Origin of the sequence: Clostridium sp., from assembly GCF_036781005.1 — a bacterium.
Lineage (GTDB): Bacteria > Bacillota > Clostridia > Clostridiales > Clostridiaceae > Clostridium_B.
In genome coordinates this window covers 43,340-66,560 of the sequence record NZ_DAIQBT010000008.1, presented here as the reverse complement: position 1 = coordinate 66,560, position 23,221 = coordinate 43,340, and the positions used below count along the sequence as shown (strand labels likewise).

The 23,221-nt window shown below is 30.2% G+C and carries 25 protein-coding genes, 1 pseudogene and 1 riboswitch; of the genes and pseudogenes, 17 read left to right on the top strand and 9 right to left on the bottom strand.

Going from position 1 to position 23,221, the window contains the following annotated elements; translation table 11 throughout:
* Positions 1-36 precede the first annotated feature (36 nt).
* Positions 37-1,662 (top strand): putative polysaccharide biosynthesis protein, encoded by a 1,626-nt coding sequence (locus V7Q02_RS04970; protein ID WP_333859893.1) that lies wholly within the window; start codon positions 37-39, stop codon positions 1,660-1,662.
* 20 nt (positions 1,663-1,682) lie between these two features.
* Here V7Q02_RS04970 and spoVB read toward each other — a convergent pair whose 3' ends face one another.
* Positions 1,683-3,005 carry a stage V sporulation protein B gene (spoVB, locus tag V7Q02_RS04965; RefSeq protein ID WP_333859892.1) on the bottom strand — a complete coding sequence of 441 codons (1,323 nt, stop codon included), beginning with the start codon at positions 3,003-3,005 and terminating at the stop codon, positions 1,683-1,685.
* A gap of 224 nt (positions 3,006-3,229) precedes the next feature.
* Between spoVB and V7Q02_RS04960 the strand changes: the two genes are divergently transcribed.
* The 6 genes from V7Q02_RS04960 to V7Q02_RS04935 all read left to right on the top strand — a co-directional run bounded on the left by V7Q02_RS04960 (position 3,230) and on the right by V7Q02_RS04935 (position 8,898).
* Entirely contained in the window at positions 3,230-3,607 is a 378-nt protein-coding gene (locus V7Q02_RS04960; RefSeq protein ID WP_333859891.1) for a hypothetical protein, read from the top strand.
* 288 nt (positions 3,608-3,895) lie between these two features.
* Positions 3,896-5,203, top strand: coding sequence for a hypothetical protein (locus V7Q02_RS04955; RefSeq protein WP_333859890.1), 1,308 nt, complete (start codon positions 3,896-3,898; stop codon positions 5,201-5,203).
* A 43-nt stretch (positions 5,204-5,246) separates the two neighbouring features.
* Entirely contained in the window at positions 5,247-5,963 is a 717-nt protein-coding gene (locus V7Q02_RS04950) for a zinc dependent phospholipase C family protein (RefSeq protein ID WP_333859889.1), read from the top strand.
* 83 nt (positions 5,964-6,046) lie between these two features.
* The gene (locus tag V7Q02_RS04945; RefSeq protein WP_333859888.1) at positions 6,047-6,556 is read left to right on the top strand and encodes a class I SAM-dependent methyltransferase; all 510 of its coding nucleotides are present in this window, start codon (positions 6,047-6,049) and stop codon (positions 6,554-6,556) included.
* A 57-nt stretch (positions 6,557-6,613) separates the two neighbouring features.
* Positions 6,614-8,329 (top strand): B12-binding domain-containing radical SAM protein, encoded by a 1,716-nt coding sequence (locus V7Q02_RS04940; protein WP_333859887.1) that lies wholly within the window; start codon positions 6,614-6,616, stop codon positions 8,327-8,329.
* A gap of 71 nt (positions 8,330-8,400) precedes the next feature.
* Positions 8,401-8,898: an ECF transporter S component gene (locus tag V7Q02_RS04935; protein WP_333859885.1), complete on the top strand. Its 498-nt coding sequence runs from the start codon at positions 8,401-8,403 to the stop codon at positions 8,896-8,898.
* Positions 8,899-8,968: 70 nt separating this feature from the next.
* Here V7Q02_RS04935 and V7Q02_RS15920 read toward each other — a convergent pair whose 3' ends face one another.
* Positions 8,969-9,139: a Spo0E family sporulation regulatory protein-aspartic acid phosphatase gene (locus V7Q02_RS15920; protein ID WP_442882155.1), complete on the bottom strand. Its 171-nt coding sequence runs from the start codon at positions 9,137-9,139 to the stop codon at positions 8,969-8,971.
* A gap of 253 nt (positions 9,140-9,392) precedes the next feature.
* Here V7Q02_RS15920 and hprK point away from each other — a divergent pair, with 253 nt between their 5' ends.
* Genes hprK through V7Q02_RS04920 form a run of 3 tightly spaced genes read left to right on the top strand, consistent with a single transcriptional unit; the run spans position 9,393 to position 11,506 of the window.
* Positions 9,393-10,319 (top strand): HPr(Ser) kinase/phosphatase, encoded by a 927-nt coding sequence (hprK, locus tag V7Q02_RS04930; protein WP_333859884.1) that lies wholly within the window; start codon positions 9,393-9,395, stop codon positions 10,317-10,319.
* A complete protein-coding gene (locus tag V7Q02_RS04925; protein WP_333859882.1) occupies positions 10,303-10,857 on the top strand; it encodes a 5-formyltetrahydrofolate cyclo-ligase in 555 nt (184 codons plus the stop codon). Before hprK ends, V7Q02_RS04925 begins: the two co-directional genes overlap by 17 nt.
* Positions 10,858-10,900: 43 nt before the next feature.
* Complete coding sequence (locus tag V7Q02_RS04920) at positions 10,901-11,506, top strand: metal-dependent hydrolase (RefSeq protein WP_333859881.1); 606 nt, start codon at positions 10,901-10,903, stop codon at positions 11,504-11,506.
* 84 nt (positions 11,507-11,590) lie between these two features.
* Here the strand turns inward: V7Q02_RS04920 and V7Q02_RS04915 are convergent, their stop codons facing one another.
* From V7Q02_RS04915 to V7Q02_RS04900, 5 genes and pseudogenes are all read right to left on the bottom strand, one after another.
* On the bottom strand, positions 11,591-12,466 hold the full coding sequence (locus V7Q02_RS04915; protein WP_333859880.1) for a 4Fe-4S binding protein: 876 nt from the start codon (positions 12,464-12,466) through the stop codon (positions 11,591-11,593).
* Between the two features lie 5 nt (positions 12,467-12,471).
* Positions 12,472-12,585, bottom strand: a complete 114-nt coding sequence (locus tag V7Q02_RS04910; protein WP_333859939.1) for a CD1871A family CXXC motif-containing protein — start codon at positions 12,583-12,585, stop codon at positions 12,472-12,474.
* Positions 12,586-12,626: 41 nt separating this feature from the next.
* A complete protein-coding gene (locus V7Q02_RS04905; RefSeq protein WP_333859878.1) occupies positions 12,627-13,205 on the bottom strand; it encodes an ABC transporter ATP-binding protein in 579 nt (192 codons plus the stop codon).
* A gap of 58 nt (positions 13,206-13,263) precedes the next feature.
* Positions 13,264-13,431, bottom strand: a pseudogene (locus tag V7Q02_RS15915) (GHKL domain-containing protein); the annotation flags it as partial.
* 24 nt (positions 13,432-13,455) lie between these two features.
* Entirely contained in the window at positions 13,456-13,983 is a 528-nt protein-coding gene (locus V7Q02_RS04900; protein ID WP_333859876.1) for a TlpA disulfide reductase family protein, read from the bottom strand.
* A gap of 314 nt (positions 13,984-14,297) precedes the next feature.
* On the opposite strand from V7Q02_RS04900, the gene V7Q02_RS04895 reads away from it, so the two are divergent.
* From V7Q02_RS04895 to V7Q02_RS04880, 4 genes are all read left to right on the top strand, one after another.
* Positions 14,298-15,725, top strand: a complete 1,428-nt coding sequence (locus V7Q02_RS04895; protein ID WP_333859875.1) for a methyl-accepting chemotaxis protein — start codon at positions 14,298-14,300, stop codon at positions 15,723-15,725.
* A gap of 81 nt (positions 15,726-15,806) precedes the next feature.
* A complete protein-coding gene (locus V7Q02_RS04890) occupies positions 15,807-17,171 on the top strand; it encodes a sensor domain-containing diguanylate cyclase (protein ID WP_333859874.1) in 1,365 nt (454 codons plus the stop codon).
* Between the two features lie 108 nt (positions 17,172-17,279).
* Positions 17,280-18,218, top strand: a complete 939-nt coding sequence (locus V7Q02_RS04885; RefSeq protein WP_333859873.1) for a magnesium transporter CorA family protein — start codon at positions 17,280-17,282, stop codon at positions 18,216-18,218.
* 122 nt (positions 18,219-18,340) lie between these two features.
* Positions 18,341-19,741: an aminopeptidase gene (locus V7Q02_RS04880; RefSeq protein ID WP_333859872.1), complete on the top strand. Its 1,401-nt coding sequence runs from the start codon at positions 18,341-18,343 to the stop codon at positions 19,739-19,741.
* An 81-nt stretch (positions 19,742-19,822) separates the two neighbouring features.
* On the opposite strand, the gene V7Q02_RS04875 is transcribed toward V7Q02_RS04880, so the two are convergent.
* Positions 19,823-20,671, bottom strand: a complete 849-nt coding sequence (locus tag V7Q02_RS04875) for a PHP domain-containing protein (protein ID WP_333859871.1) — start codon at positions 20,669-20,671, stop codon at positions 19,823-19,825.
* A 210-nt stretch (positions 20,672-20,881) separates the two neighbouring features.
* On the opposite strand from V7Q02_RS04875, the gene V7Q02_RS04870 reads away from it, so the two are divergent.
* A complete protein-coding gene (locus V7Q02_RS04870) occupies positions 20,882-21,082 on the top strand; it encodes an alpha/beta-type small acid-soluble spore protein (protein WP_012620447.1) in 201 nt (66 codons plus the stop codon).
* 106 nt (positions 21,083-21,188) lie between these two features.
* Here V7Q02_RS04870 and V7Q02_RS04865 read toward each other — a convergent pair whose 3' ends face one another.
* Positions 21,189-21,515 carry a hypothetical protein gene (locus tag V7Q02_RS04865; RefSeq protein WP_333859870.1) on the bottom strand — a complete coding sequence of 109 codons (327 nt, stop codon included), beginning with the start codon at positions 21,513-21,515 and terminating at the stop codon, positions 21,189-21,191.
* A gap of 287 nt (positions 21,516-21,802) precedes the next feature.
* Between V7Q02_RS04865 and V7Q02_RS04860 the strand changes: the two genes are divergently transcribed.
* On the top strand, positions 21,803-22,165 hold the full coding sequence (locus V7Q02_RS04860; RefSeq protein ID WP_333859869.1) for a phage holin family protein: 363 nt from the start codon (positions 21,803-21,805) through the stop codon (positions 22,163-22,165).
* 237 nt (positions 22,166-22,402) lie between these two features.
* Complete coding sequence (locus V7Q02_RS04855; RefSeq protein ID WP_333859868.1) at positions 22,403-22,825, top strand: bacteriohemerythrin; 423 nt, start codon at positions 22,403-22,405, stop codon at positions 22,823-22,825.
* A gap of 111 nt (positions 22,826-22,936) precedes the next feature.
* A riboswitch (Lysine riboswitch) is annotated at positions 22,937-23,113 on the top strand.
* The last annotated feature ends 108 nt before the right edge of the window (positions 23,114-23,221 follow it).

Here is a 23,221-nt window from a genome sequence, read left to right as displayed (position 1 = left end):
ATTATTTTGCAAGTTTTTGACAGGGAGTTTTGGATTATGAAGGAACAATCAACAACTAAAGGTTTTGCCATACTTTCTATGGCAGGAATGTTAGTAAAGGTATTATCTGTATTATACATTCCTATATTGATGAAAATAATCGGGGAAGAGGGCTATGGATTATATGGTGCATCCTATCAGATATATGCTTTTATCTTTGTGCTTGCCAATTCGGGTATACCTGTAGCCATATCAAAACTTATATCGGAACTGGCTGCAGTTGGAAATTACAAAGATGCAATTAAAGCATTTAAAATAGCAAGATTTATTTTAGTGATTATAGGTATAGTAATGGCTCTGTTTCTTATGATTTTTGCGCTACCTTTAGCTAGGGCAACCCATTATAAAGGAGTGTATTTATCTCTTGTAAATCTTGCCCCTGCTATATTATTTACCTCTATTGCTTCTGCCTATAGAGGATATTTTCAGGGAAGGGGAAATATGACTCCTACAGCAGTATCCCAGGTGATAGAACAAATATTAAATACCATATTTACTCTTGTATTTGCTGCATATTTAATGAAGTATGGAGTGGAGGCAGGCTGTGCAGGAGGAACTATGGGAACATCACTGGGGGCTTTAGCTTCTGCTAGCTTTTTAATTATGTGTTATGGAAGGAATAATAAATTTAAAACTCCAGAAGGTGCACTGAAGGTAAATAATGTAAGACTTACCACCAGAGAACTTGTGAGAAAAATTATAATATATGGATTACCTATAACATTGTGTGTGGGTATGACCTATGCTGGAAATATAGTTGATTTATGGAACACAAAGACAAGGCTTATGGTTGGAGGAATAAGTGAGGCCAGAGCCACCATACTTTATGGTTATCTTACGAAATATCAACAGCTTTTAAATGTTCCAATTTCCATAATATCTTCATTGTCCATGGCAATACTTCCTGCTATATCTGCAGCAGTGGCCGTTAAAAATGGGAAGAAGATAAAAGATAATATAAACTATTCCTTAAGACTTTGTTTTTTAATAGCCATGCCCTGTGCAGTGGGACTTTCTGTTTTAAGTGAACCTGTATTCTCCATGCTTAAATTTGGAAAGGGTTCTTATATCATGACCTGGGGGGCTATTGTACTTGTACTTATGTCTATTATGCAAATACAGACTACTATTTTGCAGAGTATAGGAAAGCTTTTTACTGCCACATTTTATTCTATATTAGGCATAGTCATAAAAATATGTGTAAACTACTATTTAATTTCAATACCTGAAATAAACATATTGGGGGCAGTGGCAGGAAGTGTTTTAGGGTTTATTATCCCCATAACACTAAATCATAGAATTATTAAAAAATCATTAGGCGTAAAAGTTAATCTTATAAGTCATGCAGTTAGGCCAGCACTGGCTTCAGTAGTAATGGGAGTGGTTGTGTTTTTTACATACTATTCTATAAATTATATATTGCTTTTTGTAAGATTTGAATATATATCAAATGCTCTAGCCACTATAACATCTATATTGGTTGGAATGATAACATATACTTTTGTTTTAGTGTTGGTAGGAGGTATAGATGGTAGGGATATACAGTCAATGCTAGCTAAAGTAACCCGATTAATGCCTAAATTTATATTGAGAAAAGTTTTTCTAAAGAAAAAACTTCTATAAATGATTATGGAAGTTTTATTTTATAAAAAATTCTCTTTTATAATTTCATGTATATTTAAAATTAAAATAATAAAATAAGTTACAATTAAACTTATACCGCATCCGTATATATTTATCCATGGTATGCCCGTAAGTATGTATATTAGTATAAGCTCTATAATGGAAGAAATAAGGGAATTCCTAAGTATTATATTTTGCTTTCCAATACCATTTAAAATACCGAAAGTAGAGATGGAGACAAATACTACAGGAGCAGATAGTGCGGCAAATTTTATGTAGGAGTCAAGATCATATCTTTTGTAAAATAGTTCTCCCAAATATCCAGATAGGGTAATACATAGTATCATAGTTGCAATACCGAGAAAAAGAGATATTTTTATTATCTGAGATATCCTATGTTCTATGGCCCAATAATCTCTGTTACTCATTTTTTCAGATAGATCTGGAATAAGTACCATAGACATGGAATTTATAATAGTAATGGGCAGAAATATTATATTAAGAGCCATACCATCAAATTTACCTATCATGCTTAAAGCTAGATTATATTCTATACCTGAGGCTACCAGTCTCCTTGGTACTATTAAGGTGGAAATTGCAGAAAGTGCTGTGGTTAAAAATCCATTTAGACAGAGAGGAAAAGATATAACAAGTAAATTAAATAAAAGTTGTATTTTATCTTCAGGGTAATAAGAATCAAATTTTAATCCTTTCTTTTTAATTCTATACATTATATATAAAATAGCAAAGCTTATAAATTCTCCAATAGCTAAGGTTACATAAGCTGCAGTTACAGTACTCCTTATGTCCTTTAGGGAAAATAAAGATATTATAATTACTAAAAGTGCGATTCTCAAAAATTTTTCTGATACGTCTATAATAGCTGGTATTTTTACCTTGGATATTCCGTAAAAATAACCTTTAAGTATGGAAGAAAGAGCTATAAAGAATATACCAGGACACATGACTTGAATGGCATGTATGGCTCTTGGATCCTTTATTATTTTTATTCCTATGTAGGGGGCGTTAATAAATATTATACATACTATAAATATAGCTAATATGGAGTTAAAAGTAAGGGAAACATCTATAGAATTATTTAAATTGCTAAAATCGTCTTTACTAAAATATACTGCAGCTACTTTAGATATGGCGGTTACCATGCCTCCTGACAGCAGGCATACAAATAAATCATATACAGGCATTATAAGCCCGTAAAGTCCCATGCCTTCTGCACCTAATTTTCTGGATAATATTATAGAAAATATAAATGCAAATACAGAGGTAATTGAGTTTGCAAAAATTAAAATAAGTGAACTTTTTAAAAATCGGTCTCTTTTCATAAAAACTCCTGTTTTCGAATCCTAGTATTTTTAGATAGAATTATTTAATATTAATAATTATGATGATAATTTAAAGTATATTCTTCTTAAATTAATAATTAACACAGTTGGGATTTTACAAATAGTACATAAGATGTAAATAAAACTAATTCGTCAAAATCTCTGTAAATTCTACATTTTTTATGCTAGAATTTACCTTAGAATATTAAAAGTGAGGGAGAAGTATGGGCACAAGATGTAAGAAATGTATATTTAAAGATATACAGGGAAATAAATATCCCTGTAATCAGTGTAATGAAATTATGGATTTGAAAAGTATGAAATATATGAAAAATTATTTTCAGCAGATTAATGAAGATAAAAATAATAAATCTAAGGAACGGCTAAGGGAGAAGCTAGATAATATAGCAACTTCTTTTAATAGAGAAATACTTTATAAAGAATATAAAGTTATGGAAGATAAAAATATGAGATTAACAGCTTTTTTGAATTGTGGTAATGATATAATTATATGTCAGATAGTAGACGCAGGGATGGAATTAACTGAAAAGGTAGTTCCTATAGAGAAGGAACTGTTGTGTAGGATAATGAAAATGTGGTAAAAAGAATGAGCTAGTATTTGAAAATGCCAGCTCAAAATTCATTGGTAGTTCTCTTAGAACAAAGGAGAACTGTTAACACTATTAAACTGCTTAAAATTGCTAATTTAATTATACACTATTTTTAAACCTATGTAAATTGTGATGAAGAAAAAAGTATTCTTTCGTGTTTTGAATTCAAGTTTCAAAAATGTATTATGGAATTTTTCACAACAGATTAAATACTTACTCATATGTAGGGATTTTTTTAATATATATTTAGTGTGATATATTTTAAGGAGAGTACTATATATGAAAAGACTATTAAAAATTTTATTTATAATTGCATTTGTAATACTGTCAGGCAGTATGCTTAAAAGTTACTTCTATAGAACTCATTCAAAAATTGATGTTAAAATAAAAGATGTTACTTTAAGCTGTAACTTAAAATATAGGGGACTAAAAGGTGCAGTGGATTTTGTAGAGGATGAAAAAGGTAATTATTACATAGCCTATAAAGATAGGATACAGATCATAAAAAATCATGGAGAAAGTTATAATATATTAAAGGATTCCAAGCTAAATATCTCCAGTCTGGATTATTATAAGGGAAATTTATATTATTCATCTTTAGATAAAGTATATAGTTATTCTGTAGAAAAGAATAAAAACTCCATACTTGTAAGTGGTATGCCAAATTATGGTGATTATAAAGATAGTCTGATAAGAATAAGAAATGGATATATGTACATATCCATAGGAGCTGCAACCAATTCCGCAGTAGTGGGAGAAGATAATGGATGGGTAAGGGATAATCTTTATGGCCATGATGTTACTCCCGCAGATATAACTTTAAAAGGTATAAATTTTGGAAAGGAAAAGAGGGGAGCTTTTCAAAGCTATAATACCCAAAGTGTACAGGGGCAGATAATTCCAAAACATTTTCCGGGAAATGCTTCTATAATCATATATAATCTAATTAAGGGAACCAGTGAAACCTTTGCATGGGGAATAAGGAATGTAAATGGTATGGATTTTACAAGTGAAGGTAAATTTATATGTAGCTTAGGCGGCATGGAAAATAGAGGAAGCAGACCTGTCATAGGAGATATGGATTATATATATGAAATCAAAAAAGGAGTATGGTATGGATGGCCGGATTACAGCGGAGGAGATCCTGTTACCTCTCCTAAATTTAAGAGTGTGAAAAATTCTCCCCTTCAATTTATACTAGCTATTCATCCAAGCACTAATCCTCCAGCACCAATGTATCAGCATAAAACTGTAGGAACTATGGGTTCACTTGCTGTAGATAGAGAGGGAGACTTATCCCCAAAAAATTGTATATTTTTTTGGGATAAATCAGATAGTATAATATATAGTTTCAGGGGAGCAGGGTCTCCCATGGAAGAAATCAAGTTTAATGATAAAACTGAAATTTCAAGTATAAAAATATTTGATAAAGAATTATTGGCACTTGACGAAAATGAAGGTTATTTATATAGTATAAACAAAGGTAAAATTGATGAATATGTAAAATTAGACAGAAATATTTATCCATATCTAATTTTTTTATCTATACTATGTGTTATTTTAATTTTAAAAATTCAAATCCAGTAATATGGAGTTGTCATTCTATTTTAAAGAGGAGATTATTTTTTAGATGAAACATGAAATTGAAAGAACCTATGGAAATGCTGTAAAAAGAATATTTTTTGCAGTAAATCCTATTAAGAAAAAACTTATGAAAACCAATTGTACCGTTCATAAGTTTATAATGATACAATCCCTTGCAATATTAAAAAATGATGGATACCAGGAAGAATATAACTTTTTTCGTAAATATATAAAAGCTTTAAATGCAGGAGTAACTTGGGCAGATCAAGATTTTAAAAGTTCCAATCATTTCTATCATGTAAACAGGGAAAAGGGATTATATGGATTTTCAGATGCGCTTACAGAATGCAGAAAATATTATAGTCAATCCCTACAGCTTTTTAATCTTTATCAAATAGAAAAAGCACTATTTTATTTTGGAGCATCCTGTCATTTGGTTCAGGATGTCACAGTTCCACATCATGTGAATAATAAACTGCTAAATAGCCATAGAAAATTTGAACTTTGGATAATAAGCAGACTTATGACAGATTATTCTTTTGTAGCAGAAGATGGGGTTATAATATATAAAGAGTTAGAGGACTTTATAAAAAACAATGCTATAATGGCAAATAGTATCTATATAAAAAATAGCAATATAGAGAATATCAATGAAAAGTATGGTAAAATAGCTTCAGTTATTTTGAAAGAAGCCCAGAGAACTACCGCAGGTTTTATGATTAAATACTATGAAAAAGTAAAAAACTTTAAAATTCTCCCATAAAAGGGAGGATTTTTTTGTGTTTTTCAAGAACATATATACAGTAAGGAGGTGCTTTCCTATGTTGGTGAAGGATAGTGATATAAATGAGTAAAAGTATATTCATAAATATGGAGAATCAAATATTCAGAGGAAATCTTTTAGATGTGGGACTTCATAATGAAGGTATAATATATAATGTATACAAAGAGTTTAATGATAATATAAATGTAGAATATATAAATGGAAAGGAAGAAGAAGAGAATATAAAAGAAGATTATTATGATAACTGTATATTGCTATTTTCTTTTAATAAGCTGTGGCTTAACTTTAAAAAGAAAAACTTTATAAAAGATATATATAAGTATTTAAAAGAAGAGGGCCTGCTTTATATATGGGATGTAGATAAAGGTTATAATAAAATTTTTAATGGATATGTAAAAATATTAATTCCAGGAGGGAAAATAAAAAAGATAAAAATAAGGGATTTTAATATTTTAAAAAATAATTCTAAGGAGAATACAGTAAAAATATTGGATAAGTATTTTAAAGTTTTGGATTTAAAAAATTCAGATGGACTTTATTATATAAAAGCACAAAAGAAAAATTCAGTTTAACATAATTTTGTATTGAATTTATATGCTTTAGCTTGTCTAGAGAAAGGAAACAAACATATGAAAATACTATTGACAGCACTTAATTCAAAATTTATTCACAGTAATCTGGCAGTAAGATATTTAAAAGCATATACCAGAGGACTTCCTTATGACTGTGTTATAAGAGAATTTACTATAAATGACAGGAAGGAAAAGATATTGGAAGAAATTATAGTAGAAGAACCGGATATAGTGGCTTTTTCCTGTTATATATGGAATATAGAATATATTGAAGCTTTGTCTACACTGATTAAGCTTGTAAATCCTTCTATAAATATACTTTATGGGGGACCTGAAGTATCTTATAACAGCTGTCATACTTTGAAAAGTATGGCGGGAGAATATATAATAATAGGAGAAGGGGAGGATACTTACTATGAGTTTGTAAAGTTTCAGATAAAGTATTTTAAAAGAAAAGAAGAAGAGATTGATTCTCAATTTTTCTTGGACTTAAAAGAAATAAAAGGTCTTTGTTTTAAATGGCAAGGTAAGGTATTTTTAAATAAAGAACGAGAATTAATGGATATGAATAAGATAACATTTCCCTATGAAGAACAGGATAACCTAAAAAATAAGATCATATATTATGAAGCTAGTAGAGGGTGCCCTTTTTCATGTAAATACTGTCTTTCCTCCACTACTGGCAGAGTTAGATTTTTAGCTATAGAAAGAGTAAAGAGAGAAATTAAATTTTTAATAGATAAAAATATAGCTCTTATAAAATTTGTAGACAGAACCTTTAACTGTAATCCAAAGTTCACTACAGAACTTTGGAAATTTATAATAGAATGTAACACACAAACCACTTTTCATTTTGAAATCTCTGCAGATATTTTAACAGAAGAAGAGATAAGCTTATTAAAAAAAGCTCCAAAGGGTAGAATTCAATTTGAAATAGGAGTTCAAACTACTAATGAAGATGTATTAAACAATATAAATAGGTATGTAAAGTTTAAAGATATAGAATATAAAGTAAAAAAAATTAAAATGGGCAATAATATAAAGCAGCATTTGGATTTGATAGCCGGACTTCCAGGAGAGGATTTTAAATCTTTTAAAAAATCCTTTAATGAGGTATATTCCCTGCAGCCAGAAGAGATTCAAATGGGATTTTTAAAATTATTAAAAGGATCACCTATGAGAGAAGAAGCAAAAAAATGGAATATGGTATACTCTCCTTATGCTCCTTATGAAATTTTAAGAACCAGTGATATAAGCTATGATGAAATTATGGTTTTAAAAAAAATAGAACATATGGTAGACAAATATTATAATTCCGGGAAATTTATAAATATAATAGAGTATTTCATTTGTAAATTTGACCAGCCCTTTGATTTTTATCATCATCTTGCCATGTTTTTTCATAGTAAAGGATATTTTAACAGAAATATATCTTCCGTAGATTATTATAAAATATTTTTAGAGTTTCAGGAAACATATTTCAATAAAGTCAGTATGGAACTTAAGGAAATAGTAAAATATGATTATTTGAAATTTAATAAGAAAAAATGGCTACCTGATTTTTTACTAAGGGAAAGGAATAAAAAGGAAGAAAATTGTATAAAAGAAATGATTAAAAGTAGCCCTATAAAAGTATCTAAAAAGTATCATATGGAAAAATTTTTTATAAATATAGAAAAGTTATTAAATTCATCTGTATTGGAAAGAAAAGAGGGATATGTAGTATTTGACATTGAAAGAAATAAAGAAATATACTTGTTTGATAATATTTGAGACATTTTTGTTTACAGCCACAATAATTTAGAGTATACTAATGTATATACACTTATTGCGGAGGAGAAAAGATGAATAATAATGTGAAAAAACTTACTTATGCAGCACTTTTAACTGCTTTAGCAATTATAATTCCTACTACATTTGGATTCTTGAAAATACAAATACCACCTTTTACTGCTACGCTAGCTTCTCATGTACCTATGTTTCTATCTATGTTTTTAGGCCCTTTTGCAGCAGTAATGGTGGGTATAGGTTCTGTAATTGGGTTTTTAATAACTTCACCCGCTGTAATAGCTGCAAGAGCCTGCAGCCATATATTTGTTGGACTAGCAGGTGCCTATATGCTAAAGAGAGGAATTTCTTTTAGAAATATAGTGTTGCTTACTTCACCTATACATGCTGTACTTGAAGCTATAGCTGTAATACCTTTTGGGTTTACTGTATATAAGATACTTGTGGTTATAGGAGTAGGTACTTTTATTCATCATATGGTGGATGGGATTATTGCTGCGGTTATTGTGGGAATACTTGCTAAAAGCTTAAGTTTGAATTTAAGGGAAATATGATTATAGTATAAATTTAATTAAAGAACAGTATGTTTTTATGCTGTTCTTTTGTTTTTAAAGATAGTGTGTTTTAGTCTCGTTTTTTGAAATTGTTTTTTTGATACTGAAAAATTAAATCGTCTAATTTTTTACTGCATTTAACAACTATATCGTCAGTAAGATCTCTTGTTTTCATTAATATGTATAAGGTTTGTTTTAATTGGTTTATTTCTATGTCCAAGTTTTTTAAATAAGTTTTCATTCTTACATTACTCCTCCAGGAAAAAACTTTATTACTTCTATATATTTTAACAGATAATAGATAAATAAACACATCTTTTATTAGTCATTAATATACAATATAATACAAAAAACAACAATAAATGTTTACATAAAAAATGTAAAGCTTTTAATTATATTTTAAGTAGAAGAATATCTAAAAAAGGTTGACAATATAAAATAATTTATACAGAATAGAGTTAAATGGATAACTGAAAGTAATAAGAGGTGAAGGTATGTCAGTGACAATAGAAGATATAATAAAAGATCTAGAATTAGAGGTTATAAATAAGGGGAAAAATGTAAATGAAATAAATGTGAGTGATATAAATAGGCCGGGACTTCAATTTAGTGGATTTTATAATTATTATGCGAATGAAAGAGTTCAGATAGTAGGAAAAGCTGAGTGGAGCTTTTTAGATGCTATGCAGCCGGAATTGAGAAAGAAAAGACTGGAAAAGTATTTTGAATTTGATAATCCAGGTACAATAATTACCAGAGAGTTAACTCCCCATAAAGAATTTTTAGAAAGTGCTATTAAAAATGAAAGATGGATACTTAGAACCAGTAGTATATCTACCAGATTTATAAATAGACTTATGAATTATTTGGATGTTAAGCTGGCTCCTGAAACAAGGCTTCATGGCGTTTTAATGGATGTATATGGTATAGGTATACTTATAACAGGGGAAAGTGGTATAGGAAAAAGTGAAACTGCCTTGGAACTTATAAAGAGAGGGCATAGATTGGTAGCAGATGATGCAGTGGATGTAAAACAAATAGATGGGGTTTTAAGTGGGACTTCTCCATATATAACTTCAGGAATGATAGAGGTCAGAGGTATGGGGATAATTGACATTTCAGCTCTTTATGGACTGAGTTCTGTACTTAAAACAAAGAATATTGGCCTTGTTATATGCTTGGAGCAGTGGAAGAAAGATGAGAATTATGATAGGCTGGGAATAGATGAGGAATATGTGGATATATTAAATGTGCCTGTAAGAAAATTGAAAATCCCCATAAGACCAGGAAGAAATTTAGCGGTTATAATAGAGGCTGCAGCTGCAAATTACAGGTACAGCCTTATGTCAAATGTGACTCCGGTAGATGTAATAAGTGAGAGAATACAGGAGCTTAGAAAAGAAGATGATGAAGATAAATAAAGTTTATATAAGAAAAGTTATGAAGGAAAAAAGAGATAATTTATGTAATAATGAAAAAGAAAAATTAGATAGTATAATATTTCAAAAAGTCATAAAAAGTGAAGACTATAATAAAGCAAAAATTGTATTTATATTTGTAAGTTATAAAAGTGAGGTATACACCCATAATATAATAAAAAGGGCTTTAAAAGATGGAAAAACGGTTTGTGTTCCTAAAATAATGTATAAAGATGGCTATATGGAGGCTGTCAGAATACATGATTTTAATGAACTAAAAGAAGGGGCTTATGGTATATTAGAACCTCTAAATATAGATTTGAGAGTGGAAGAAACATCTATTGATATCTGTTATGTACCTGGTCTTGTTTTTGATAAAAGTGGTGGAAGAATAGGATATGGCGGCGGATATTATGATAGGTTTTTAAAAAAACTTAGAAATGATTCCAAAAAAATTGGACTTGCCTATACTTTTCAGATTGTAGATAAGGTTCCTATGGGGAAATATGATGTACACATGGATGGATTTATTTCTGATTAAAGAACTTATTATTAATTGGCAAATTATTTACTGGAGGTAACTCATGACAGGAAAAACACATGCGGCAGTAGGACTTTGTGGAGCAGCTTTTTTATTAGTTCCCAAAGTAAGTATAAAAACGTCTATTATAGGTTTAGGTTTTGCTATAATAGGCTCATATGCAGTAGATGCAGATTTAAAGATGTCTAAAGCGGGACACATTATAAGTGATATGATTCATATGATTGTTTGGATTTTAGGACTATATTTGGTAGGTTTGCATTTGTTCCATTACAATTTTATAAATTTAATAAATAGAAATATGCCTGGAACGTTGAAGATAATAGGGATTATATTTATAATAGGTTCAATCTTTTTAGGGAGAATAACGGGTCACAGAAAATATATGCATAGCTTACTAGGTTTTATAACTATGACTTTGGGAGTATGGTTTATTGCAGGGGAGTTTGCCCTTTGGTTTGCACTTGGATATGCTCTACATATAATATTGGATTTATTAAATGAAAAGCCAGAATATCTGTTATTTCCATTACCGGTAAGAGGCTTTTGCTTTTCACTGCTTAGTTCTAGGGGAATGGCAAATACTATAATATCTATTGTAAGTTATACTGCTTTTTTGTTTAAAATAGCCTATATATGTATAACCTAGCTCAAAATAAAATATCTAAGTTTACAATCAAAAAAGTCACGGACATGGAATGATAAATCATCCACGGCCGTGACTTTAGTTCTTTTAGTGTTGCGTTCTTTTAGTTTTAGACAAGTTGACTGTCTTATTATGTGTGGATGTTATCTGTATTGCATTGCATGGGCAGGCTATAATGCAATTTCCACACCGAATACACTCAGGACTGTTTGGCTGTTCAAAGGTTCGAATATCAATTTTACAGATTTTCTGACAGGCCCCGCACTTAATACATTTTTGCGGATCAATTTTCAACCGTAAAATGGAAATTGGATTAAAAAGACTGTATATAGCGCCTAAGGGGCAGAGATATTTGCAAAATGGCCGATATATTTTCATGGACAAAATCAAGACTATTAGTAGCACGAGAACCTTCCAGGTGAAAAGGAAGCTCACAGCTTTTTGTAGTGCAGGATTCATTGCAACCAGAGGTATTCCGCCGAAAAGTGTTCCACTGGGACAAATCCATTTGCAGAACCATGGCATCCCCATGCCAACTTGATTTGCAACTGTCATGGGAAGAATAATCACAAAAATGGCTAAAACGACATATTTTAAGTATTTCAGTATATTGTGACCCGGTATATTTTTTCTTTTTTTGCCGTAGGGTATTTTATACAACAAATCCTGTACCAATCCAAACGGACATAAAAAACCACAGATGAGTCGTCCCACTAAAATTCCCACTGCCATTAAAAAACCAAAAATATAACATGAAAAACTAAACTGTCTGCTGTTCAGTATGGCCTGTAGTGCGCCAATTGGGCAAGAGCCTAAGGACCCTGGACAGGAGTAGCAGTTGAGTCCTGGGACACAAAAAGATTTTGATGCACCTTGAAAGATTCTTCCTCGGACGAATCCTTTCACATAACCGTTGGTCAGTACGGTAAAAGCTGCTTGAATTATCAGTCGATATTTCACCATTTGCGTTACCCGATTCCGATACATTCCAGACAAATTTGGATTGCTTTATGAAGAACAACGGATGTTTCTCCCCGAATTATGCCAAATGCAATCATCAGGATAGCACTCAGCAGTACCATAGCTTGGAGAAATGCCAGACCGATATTTTTTAAAGGCATATTCATGCTGATGTCCTCTTCTGATTGAGTTCCCACAGAGATTCCAGTAAATCCCGTCCGGATTTGGAATCTAGTGCGCCGGTTGGCTCATCGGCAAGCAGCAGCAGCGCAGGTGAGGTGACCATAGCCCGTGCTGCTGCCACCCTTTGTTTTTGTCCTCCTGACAGAGTGGAGGGATATTGCTCCAGTGTTCCGGAAATTCCCAGAGCTGCAGAAATAGCCAGAACCTTTTGTAAGCGTATTGGAGATTTCTCCTTTGTCAGAACCAGGGGCAGCGAAATATTTTCTTCTGCCGTTAGGTTAGGTAGAAGATTATTGCATCGAAAATCTGCAAGTTCCGTCTCACTTATGGCCGGTACGTCCCTTCCGTCCATAATAACCTGACCGGCAGATGGTTTATCGGTGGTGGCAATTAAATTCAGGAGTGTGCTCTTTCCTGCACCTGAAGGTCCCATAATACCGGTAAATTCTCTTTTCTCAATTTCGAAATTAATATTGGATAACGCTTGAAATTGGGAGCCCTCACGGCCATAGAGCTGTTCTACATTAATTACTGATAATGCACTATTTTTTTCATTCATTATGCAAACTCCTTTCTTTTTACCCAACATGCCTGCTTTGGATATGTGGGTTATGTTGTCATGGATCGTTTGGTTCATCTTCATACTTTTGTTCTGGATCCATATTATATAAGATAATTTTCACGGTAAAGCGAGAATTTGAGCTGCCATATTTTATTGAGACTCCAAGTTCCTGTACATAGCGATTTATGTTTTTAAGGCCGATTCCATGCAGAAATTTATCCGGTTTTCGGGTATTTTTATTGTAGCATTAATACCATGAAATAAAATTTAGATGTTTTTGACGGACTTCCTTGCGGTAGGCTCGACTGATTGGCAGATTTTCTCCACTTACCATATCTTGCCTGTTCAAAAATCGATTTGTAAAGTCATCATTTGGCAGAAGATTCGTATAAGTTATGCCAAGTTCTTGAAGTAATTTTTTTGCTTGTGGGGCGGCATCATTCCCATCTGCAGCAAATCCAAGGAAGCCTATATCTTTATCACTGTAATCTTGACTTAGGTTTTCCAAATCTGGCATTTCATCCATGCATGGTGAACAGGTAGTTGCCCATACATTCACCAGCGTCAGTTTATTTTTTCTAAAGATTGCTTCTGTAACAGTGTTTCCCTGCATGTCCTTCAAAGAAAAAACCGGAATTTTTGTGGGGGTACTTTCTTTGGCGGAAGAATTTTCTTTAATATCATTATCTACGCTTAAGCCACAGTCTGTCAATAGGGCTGCAAACATCATTATCGCTATAAATGGAGTAAATACTTTTTTACTATTTGGTTTCATATAGACCTGACCTACGGACAGTAAATTTATATGAATCTTAATTACTTTTATTTACATTGACACAAAGCACTGTCATAAGTATAAATCTCTGTTTACATTTTAATCAATTTATTCAATAATAATGAACTTAAAACACAGTTAAATTGAGGAGGAAAACAGATTAGAGAGATTTTATTTGTAGAAAAGAATAATATAAAAATTACATTGCTATCAATTTAAAATAAATGATATAATATGAGAAATAATAGTTGTAATTGTTATCTTCTAATATTTATTTGCTACTATGGTTTTATTCAATTTGCAGGAGGTGTGTTGTGTTTCAGTATAAGGTAAAAATCAAAGATATGGAAAAAATCTTTAAAGAATATTCTATAGAAGATAAGGATATTATTAAGGGTATAGAAAATAAGTTTAAAGGTATAAACAAGATATCTTCACCAATAAAAACTATGATAAAAGGAATTATTGATGCAGCTATCGGTATTAGTGCATTTAACGTAAAGATGAAGCATCAATCAAATAAGTTAAGGGTTAGATCAGAAAATTTAAAAGAACATACAGAAAGTATTACAAGTGTAATACAGGAGGTAAATGAAAACATGACTGAAATATCAAATAATGCTCTAGAGTATGCTTCATCTGTAGAAGAGGTATCCATTCAAACTAATTCACTTTTGAATTTGAATGAAAAGAATAATAAATCTTTAGATAAAGTGACTAACTTAAAAGAAGAGGTACTTAAATATTCTTTATCTATGGAGGGAGACATGAATAACTTAGTACAGTTCATAGTAGATATGAAAAGTATTGTTGGAGGTATTAAACAAATATCAGATCAGACAAACCTTCTTGCCTTAAATGCAAGTATAGAAGCTGCAAGAGCGGGAGAGCATGGGAAAGGTTTTGCTGTGGTAGCAGAGGAAGTAAGGAAACTTGCTGACATTACGCAGAAAGAGCTTGTGTCCATAAATAATTTGATGGAGGATATTGAAAGGGCTTCTCATCAAAGTAAAAATAGTGTATGTGAAACTAAAGCTGCCATATTCAATATGAACGAGTCTATTAGTGATATTTCTAAGTCGATTAAAGAAAGCAAGGAAAGCATTAAATTGCTTTCAAATAATATTTTTGAGGTATCGGCTGCATCTCAAGAGATAAGTGCATCTATTGAATACATAAGTGATGAAACTCATCTTTTAAGTAAAAATGCCGATAATATTAAGGATATATCAGAAGAAGTTTACGAGGAAGCAATGGAAATTGGAGATATGGGAGATTCTATTTCCAAAATTGAAGACCATATTTCAAATTTGTCAAAACTAAGTAATGAAATTTTTTATGAGAGCAATTTTAAAATAGATAATAATACTTTTGTAGATGTTATGGAGGAGGCCATTTCAGCTCATATAGCCTGGGTTAATAAACTTGAGACCATGGCAAATAAGATGGAAATATATCCCTTGCAAACAGATGGACATAAATGTGGATTTGGGCATTTTTATGAATCCGTAGTACCAAAGGATAAAGACATTAGAATTGTATGGGATAAGATAGATTCAATACACTCTGAACTTCATAAAATTGGACATACAGTAATAGATAAAATTAAAAGTGGCAATAAAAATGAAGCTTTAAATAACGCAAGTAGGGCTAAAAATATATCTCTGGATATTATTGAAATGTTAAGGGATATAAAAGAACAGGCAAATATGCTTACTAAAAAAGGAAAAAGTGTATTTTAATTATGTATGGAATAGCTCTGGATTATGAAGTGACTCTTAGATTGAAGTCGAGTTTTTTAATTTGAAAGGAGCTAGAACTAATTGGATATAAGAAAATTAAAAAGAATAATTTTAGATAGTGAAGAAATTCTCATAGAAAAAATTTTAGAATATGCAAAAAAGCAAAATTATGTAAAATATACTTCAACTTTAAAAGAAGCATGGCGAATATCTATATCGGGGCTTTCAGAATCTCTTGTAAAAGTTATTGAAAAAAATAGTGCTATTCCTGAAATGGGACCTGATGATGATTTCACTAAGAATGAGGTTGCCCAGTTTGGAGTTTTAGAAGCACGAAAACATCGTTTAAGGGGGGTTACACTGGGCATATTTTTAGGGCTTATGAAATATTATGAACAGGTATATATGGATGTTATTGATGAAAGTAGTTTTTCATGTGAGGAGAAGAAATACTTTTCACGGTATATTAAAAGATGTTTTGATCATATAGAATTAGGATTTACTATAGAGTGGGCAGGATTATCTGAAAAACAGAATTTAGAAGAGCTTCAGAAATCAAATAGGGAAATAACCAATGAAAAAAATAAATATCTTACAATTTTTGAAAGCATTTATGATCCTATCATACTTGTGGATAAAGATAATAATATTGAAAATATAAATTATAGGGCAGCAGAGGTTTTTTTAAATGCATCTGTTCCAGGAACAAAGTATTATGGAAATGTGGATGAAGATGAAAAATTGACATGGATTAGTGAAGAAATTAATGAATTTGTTGCTTCAAGTGAAAATGAAGTTTTGAAAGAAAAGACAATTGAAACTAAAACTGGAGAAAAAACTTTTTTGGTAAAATTTAAAAAAATGCTTGATGTAAGTGAAAAATACAGAGGTGTTGTGATTATATTTAATGATATAACTGAAAGGGTAAAAGCAGAGAACAAACTAAAGATTCAGCATGAACAGCTTAAATATTATGCATTTACTGATCCTATGACAGGAGTTTCAAACCGCAGAACGGGGATTGTGATGCTGGAAAAGGAGCTCTCTTTAGTACCCAGAAGAGATAAACCCTTGTCTATATGCTTTATTGATGTGGATGGATTAAAAAAAATCAATGATAATTATGGTCATACAGAAGGGGATTGGGTAATTAATTTTATTGTGTCAAATATTAAGTTAAGAGTAAGAAAGACAGATACAGTGAGCCGTATGGGGGGAGATGAGTTTCTCATAATTTTTCCAGATTGCTGTGAAGATGATGCTGAAAAAATAATTGAGGAAATATATTGTGGATTAAAAAAGCATAAGAAACCTTTTAAATGTTCCTTTAGTTATGGAATAATAGAAATAGCAAAACACACAAATATTAGTGTAAATGATGTAATTAGAGCTTCTGATGAAAAGATGTATAAAAATAAATTGGCTAAAAACATATCAAGGGAATGATGAATTATTTAGGTTTAAAATTAACACACTAATATAAACTGAAATCATACAAATTTTATTTTTAGGGGACTAAATTATTAGGCTATAGTTTTTATTGGTGGTGTTTTTGTGAGAATATTAAATATAGATAATGATTTCCAGGAAATCACTGGAAATGATGAGCTTTTGGATAACCACTATTGGATAATTTTATCTATGGATGAAATTGATAAGCTAGATGATTTTATGTCTGTAGATGAAGAAACAATAAATGAGTGTAAAAGTCTTTCACAGGTGCCAAAAATAAGTTTTTTTGATGGATATATTTTTTTAATATTCAATGTACTTAACTATGTAGAAGAAATAGTTATATCCAAAGAATTAAATGTATTTTTAAGCAGAAATTATATTATAACTGTGTATAAGGACAGAATTGATATATTGGATATTTTAATAAAAGATATAAATGATTCTAAAGATTGTTTTGTACTGAAAGACAATCCCAAAGTATGTATACTTCTTTACTATATTTTAGACAGGATAGTAGTTAGAAATCATGATATAATATCTCAACTGGAAGTGGAAGCGGATAGGATTGAAATAAGTATTTTAAAAAACCCCAGGCATGAACAAATAGATAATCTAATAACTCTTAGAAGGCAGGTTTATAAAATAAGAAAATACTTAAGTCCTCTTACATACATAGGAGATAGTTTAGTTATAAATGATAATCTTGTAATTGATAAAGAAAGTATGAAATATTTTGTGAATTTAAATAAAAAAATAGAGAAACTTATGTCTTCTCTTGAAAGTTTGGTTCAAGACTTAGCTTTGGTAAGAGAAGCTTTTGAATCAGAAATAGCTAATAAAACCAATGAACTCATGAAAATTTTCACAGTAATAGCAACCATATTTTTGCCTTTAAATTTAATAAGCAGTATGTATGGTATGAATTTGAAAGGGATACCTTTTGTGGAACAGGATAATGGATGTCATTATGTGATATTAATTATGGTAGTAGTAGCCATAACTCTCGTATGTGTGTTTAAAAGGAAAAAATGGCTTTAAGTGAATTTTATAGTATTGTAATAAAATTATTGTGATAAAATATAAATGATAATGAAATGAAAATTGTTATTTGCTTTTTCATAGTAATGTTGCAAGCTGAATATAGGGAAGGAGAGGTAGAAATGTCAAAGGATTTAACTAAAAAATATAAATATGCCTGGGATAAATATTCAAAAAAAGATTTTAAGGCTCTGTTTCAATTGTCGGATGAGTATAAGGATTTTATGTCCAGGTGTAAGACAGAAAGAGAATGTATAAAAGAATTTATATCAAGAGCTGAAAAGAGTGGATATAGAAATTTAGAAAGTATTATAAATGAAAAGGGTACTTTAAAACCAGGTGATAAAATTTATGCTAATAACAAGGACAAAACCTTAGCACTTTTTGTAATTGGAAGTGAAGATATACAAAAGGGTATGAGAATACTTGGTGCTCATGTGGATTCACCAAGAATCGACTTAAAACAAAACCCTCTTTATGAAGATACAGATCTGGCACTTTTGGATACTCATTATTATGGGGGTATAAAAAAATATCAGTGGGTTACAATTCCTCTTGCCATTCATGGAGTAGTGGTAAAAAAAGATGGAAGTAAAATAGAAATAGTGGTGGGAGAAAAAGAGGATGAACCTGTAGTTGGAATATCTGATTTACTTGTACATTTATCTTCGACCCAAATGGAGAAAAAAGCAAACAAAATAATAGAGGGAGAAGATTTAAATATATTAGTTGGAAGTATTCCAATTCAGGATAAGGAAGCTAAAGATAGGGTAAAACAAAATATTTTAAGACTTTTAAATGATAAATATAAAATAGAAGAAGAAGATTTTGTATCTGCTGAACTGGAGGTAGTTCCTGCAGGACCTGCCAGAGATTTTGGACTGGATAGAAGCATGATTATGGCTTATGGACAGGATGACAGAATATGTGCATATACCTCCTTTGTGGCAATGATGAATGTAAATACTCCTGATAAAACCTGTGCCACTCTTTTAGTAGATAAGGAGGAAATAGGGAGTGTAGGGGCTACTGGAATGCATTCCAGATTTTTTGAAAATACAGTGGCAGAAATTACAGCACTTTGTGGAGATTATAATGATTTGAAATTAAGGAGAGTTCTGACAAATTCAAAAATGTTGTCTTCAGATGTCAGTGCAGCCTTTGATCCAAATTATCCTTCTGTCATGGAAAAGAATAATTCAGCTTATTTTGGAAAGGGAATAGTATTTAATAAATATACCGGTTCCAGGGGGAAATCTGGATGTAATGATGCAAACCCGGAATATATAGCTGAACTTAGGAGTGTAATGGAAAAAGATGATGTGTATTGGCAAACTTCAGAACTTGGAAAGGTAGATCAAGGAGGAGGAGGAACCATAGCCTATATATTGGCACGATATAATATGCAGGTTATAGATTGCGGCATAGCACTTCAAAATATGCATGCACCTTGGGAAGTAGCTAGTAAGGCAGATATATATGAAGCGGTAAAGGGATATACTGCTTTTTTAAATAGAATATAACAAAAAATGCTGTGTAATCTAAAATATTTAGTTATGCAGCATTTTTAACATATAAGTCCAGAAGGTGGAAACAATATATTTTTAAACACTGTTTAGTTTGTCTAAAAATATATTTATTCCATCCTCATCTAAAAAAACTTCACCTATAGTGTTTGAATGCTTTAAATCCTTGTATTTTTGCGAGGTTTTACCGTGGAAATCAGAACCTGCAGTTATTATTTTGTTGTATTTTTTAGCATATTTTATAAATTTATTTGTATCTTCTTTTGTGTTGTTAGCATAAATTGCTTCTATGCCGTGGAAGGGAAGTTCAATTAGTTCCTCTATATTGACTTCTTTTATAAGTACAGGATGAGCAAGTATAACCAAGGCATTTAATGATTGAAGCATTTTTATGCCGTCTAAGGTAGAAAGTTTTTTATTAGGTACGTAAGCTGCGCAGGATTCACCTATGAAGTTTTTAAATATATCCTGAAAACTATAATTGTATCCTTCATCTATAATAGCCTGGGCAATATGAGGTCTTGTAATAATTCCATGAGCATTCTTTACTACCTTTTCATAGGGAATATTTATATTGAAAAATTTATTTAGATTATCAACTATTTTTTTTGCCCTGTATGCCCTATATGAACGCATTTCTTTTAAAAAATTTTTAAATTTTAGTGATATAAAGGAAGTATTTTTGAAATAACCTAATATATGAACGCTTTTATTGTTATATAGAGTAGATAATTCAATACCTGGAATAACCTTTATATTCACTTTTTCTCCCTGACATAAGGCACTGTCTATACCAGATATGGTATCGTGATCTGTTATAGCTATTATATCCAAACCTGCTTTTTTTGAATTAGTTACTATTTCTTTGGGAGACAGTTTACCATCAGAAGCAGTTGTATGCAAATGAAAATCTCCTTTTTTATACAATGAAATCACCTACTTGTTAAAATTTGATATACATAAATTATACTTTAAAATAGAAGTATTTTATATACAAAATATTTCTATTTTAAATAAACATTGACTTATTTTCATATAACCTTATAGTGTAATAATTTTTATATGGAGTAAACTTATAATGTAATATAAAAATAAAGAATATAAAAAAGGATATAGGAAAAGAGGAGGAAATTAATCATGGCAAGTAACAGAACAAATAGAGTTTTAGTTCCCCAGGCTAAAGAAGCCTTGAACAGATTTAAAATGGAATCAGCAAGAGAAGTAGGAGTGAATTTAAAAGAGGGATATAATGGAGATCTTACTTCAAGGGAAGCAGGTTCTGTAGGTGGAAATATGGTTAAAAAAATGGTTCAGGCATATGAGCAGAACTTAAAATAGAATAAATATAAATTGAAGTCAGATGGAATGTATTTCATCTGACTTTTTTAATATAATTAATGTATTTCCCCAAATTTTTAGTAGAAATTATAAATTCGTAAATAAGTTATTTTATGCCGCTTATCTTTCCTCTAAGTGCTTTTATTCGTCCATTTACATAGTTTAAAAGTTCAGTTTTATTGTCCTTTATATTCATTGGGGCATTTGAAACTATGCTTATAACATTTAATCTGTTGGAGTTTATTTCATTAGCAATTTCATGAGCTAAATGCTTATCTTTTATTTTCCAGTAAGCAGTATTGAATTCATTTGCTTGTTTTTTATTGTAATATCCTCTTTCAATGCCGAATTGAAATAAATCGGCAGCAGATTCTAGCTCATCCAAATCTCTGGACTTTAAAGTTTCATCAATAAGAGTTTGAAATGTTTTCATTATTATACTCCTTTTCAATAAATTGTTGGAACTAATATATCTATACTTTTAAACTTGAAATTTGTTATATATAGACAATATTACTTATACCTTTTTTCTTTTATTTTGTCAATATTGATTTTAATTATACATAATGCGAGGGTTTTATATATAAAATATTGCAGATTATATATATTTTTGTCAATATGTTAAGTTTAAAAAGATTTTTATTTTTAAATATTTTTTGTGATTTAGGTAAAGACTATGTTTATATAAAATAAATATTTTATTGAAAAGGAGTGACTTTCGTGAGTGATACAAAAAGAGAGTCAGAAAAATCTTCTATAGGTGGTTATATAGTAAGGTTTATTTTAACAGTAATTGTACTGGGGATAACTTCATTTTTAACACCAGGTTTTAGAATAGTAGGACTATGGTCTTATTTAGTAGCAGCAGTTGTAATAAGTTTAATAGACTATTTTGTAGAAAAATTCATGGGTGTAGATGCATCTCCTTTTGGAAAAGGAATAAAAGGTTTTATAATTGCAGCTATAATATTATATTTAACTCAATTTTTAGTACCTAATATGAGTGTATCTATATGGGGAGCTATAATTGCATCAATTATTATAGGAATATTAGATGCTGTAATTCCCGGAAGAGTCATGTAAAGTATTGGTTTTTTAATTTAATTTTCATTAATAATATAAATTACAATACAGTAATAAAGTTTAATATTTTATATTAGAATGATTTTTACACGTCAGAATTGATAAATTACTTCAATTCTGACGTGTTTTTTGTATTATAATTATAATAGATGAAAATATATTAAAAGTTAGTTTGAATTTAATGGATAAATATTCATATATGGGAGACAAATTAATTTAAGATGGAGGGATAATAAAATGTTTGAATGGAAAGATGTTTATAATTGTGGTATTGAAAGGATAGATGAAGAGCATAAAAAACTTTTTGAAATAGGTGAAGCTGTGTATGAGCTTATAATAAATGAAAATCATGTAGATTATTTTGGAGATGTTTTGAATTTAATTGATGAACTTAAAGAATATACTGTATATCATTTTGAGGATGAAGAAAGAATAATGAAACTTTACGATTATCCTGGATATAAAGAACAGAAAAGAGCTCATGATATTTTTATAAATAAAATTGAAAATTTGGATTTGGAAGAATTAGATGAGGATATACAAAAATCTGTATTAAAACTATTGGATTTTATTTACAAATGGATATCAGAACACATATTGGGAATGGATTTGAAGATAAAAAATTATTTTGAAAGTTTAAAACCTACAAAATTTAAGTAAATCAAGTGAAAATATATTTTGATTTTTGTCATAATGGGTAGATAAATGTATTAAAATACCATTGACTAATATTTACTTATAGTACATAATGTACATGTACTATAAGTGAATATTTAAGATAGAGGTGCAAAATTTATAAGTAAAGTTTTGGAGGCAAGCACAGTGAAGAAATTTAAAAGGAAATTTTGCCGAAGTGTTCAACAGATGCTTTGATGTTGAATTAACTGGTTTTGTATAAAATATGTACAAGACTGTCACAAATGTGATTTGTGAAGAGCTATCATTCATTGTGGAATAATATATTTTTTATATTTGTAACCTTGGGTGTACACTCTCAAGGCTATTTTTATGTTTATAGGAAGTCAGAAATTAGCTGAATCTTACTTATTTCACTTA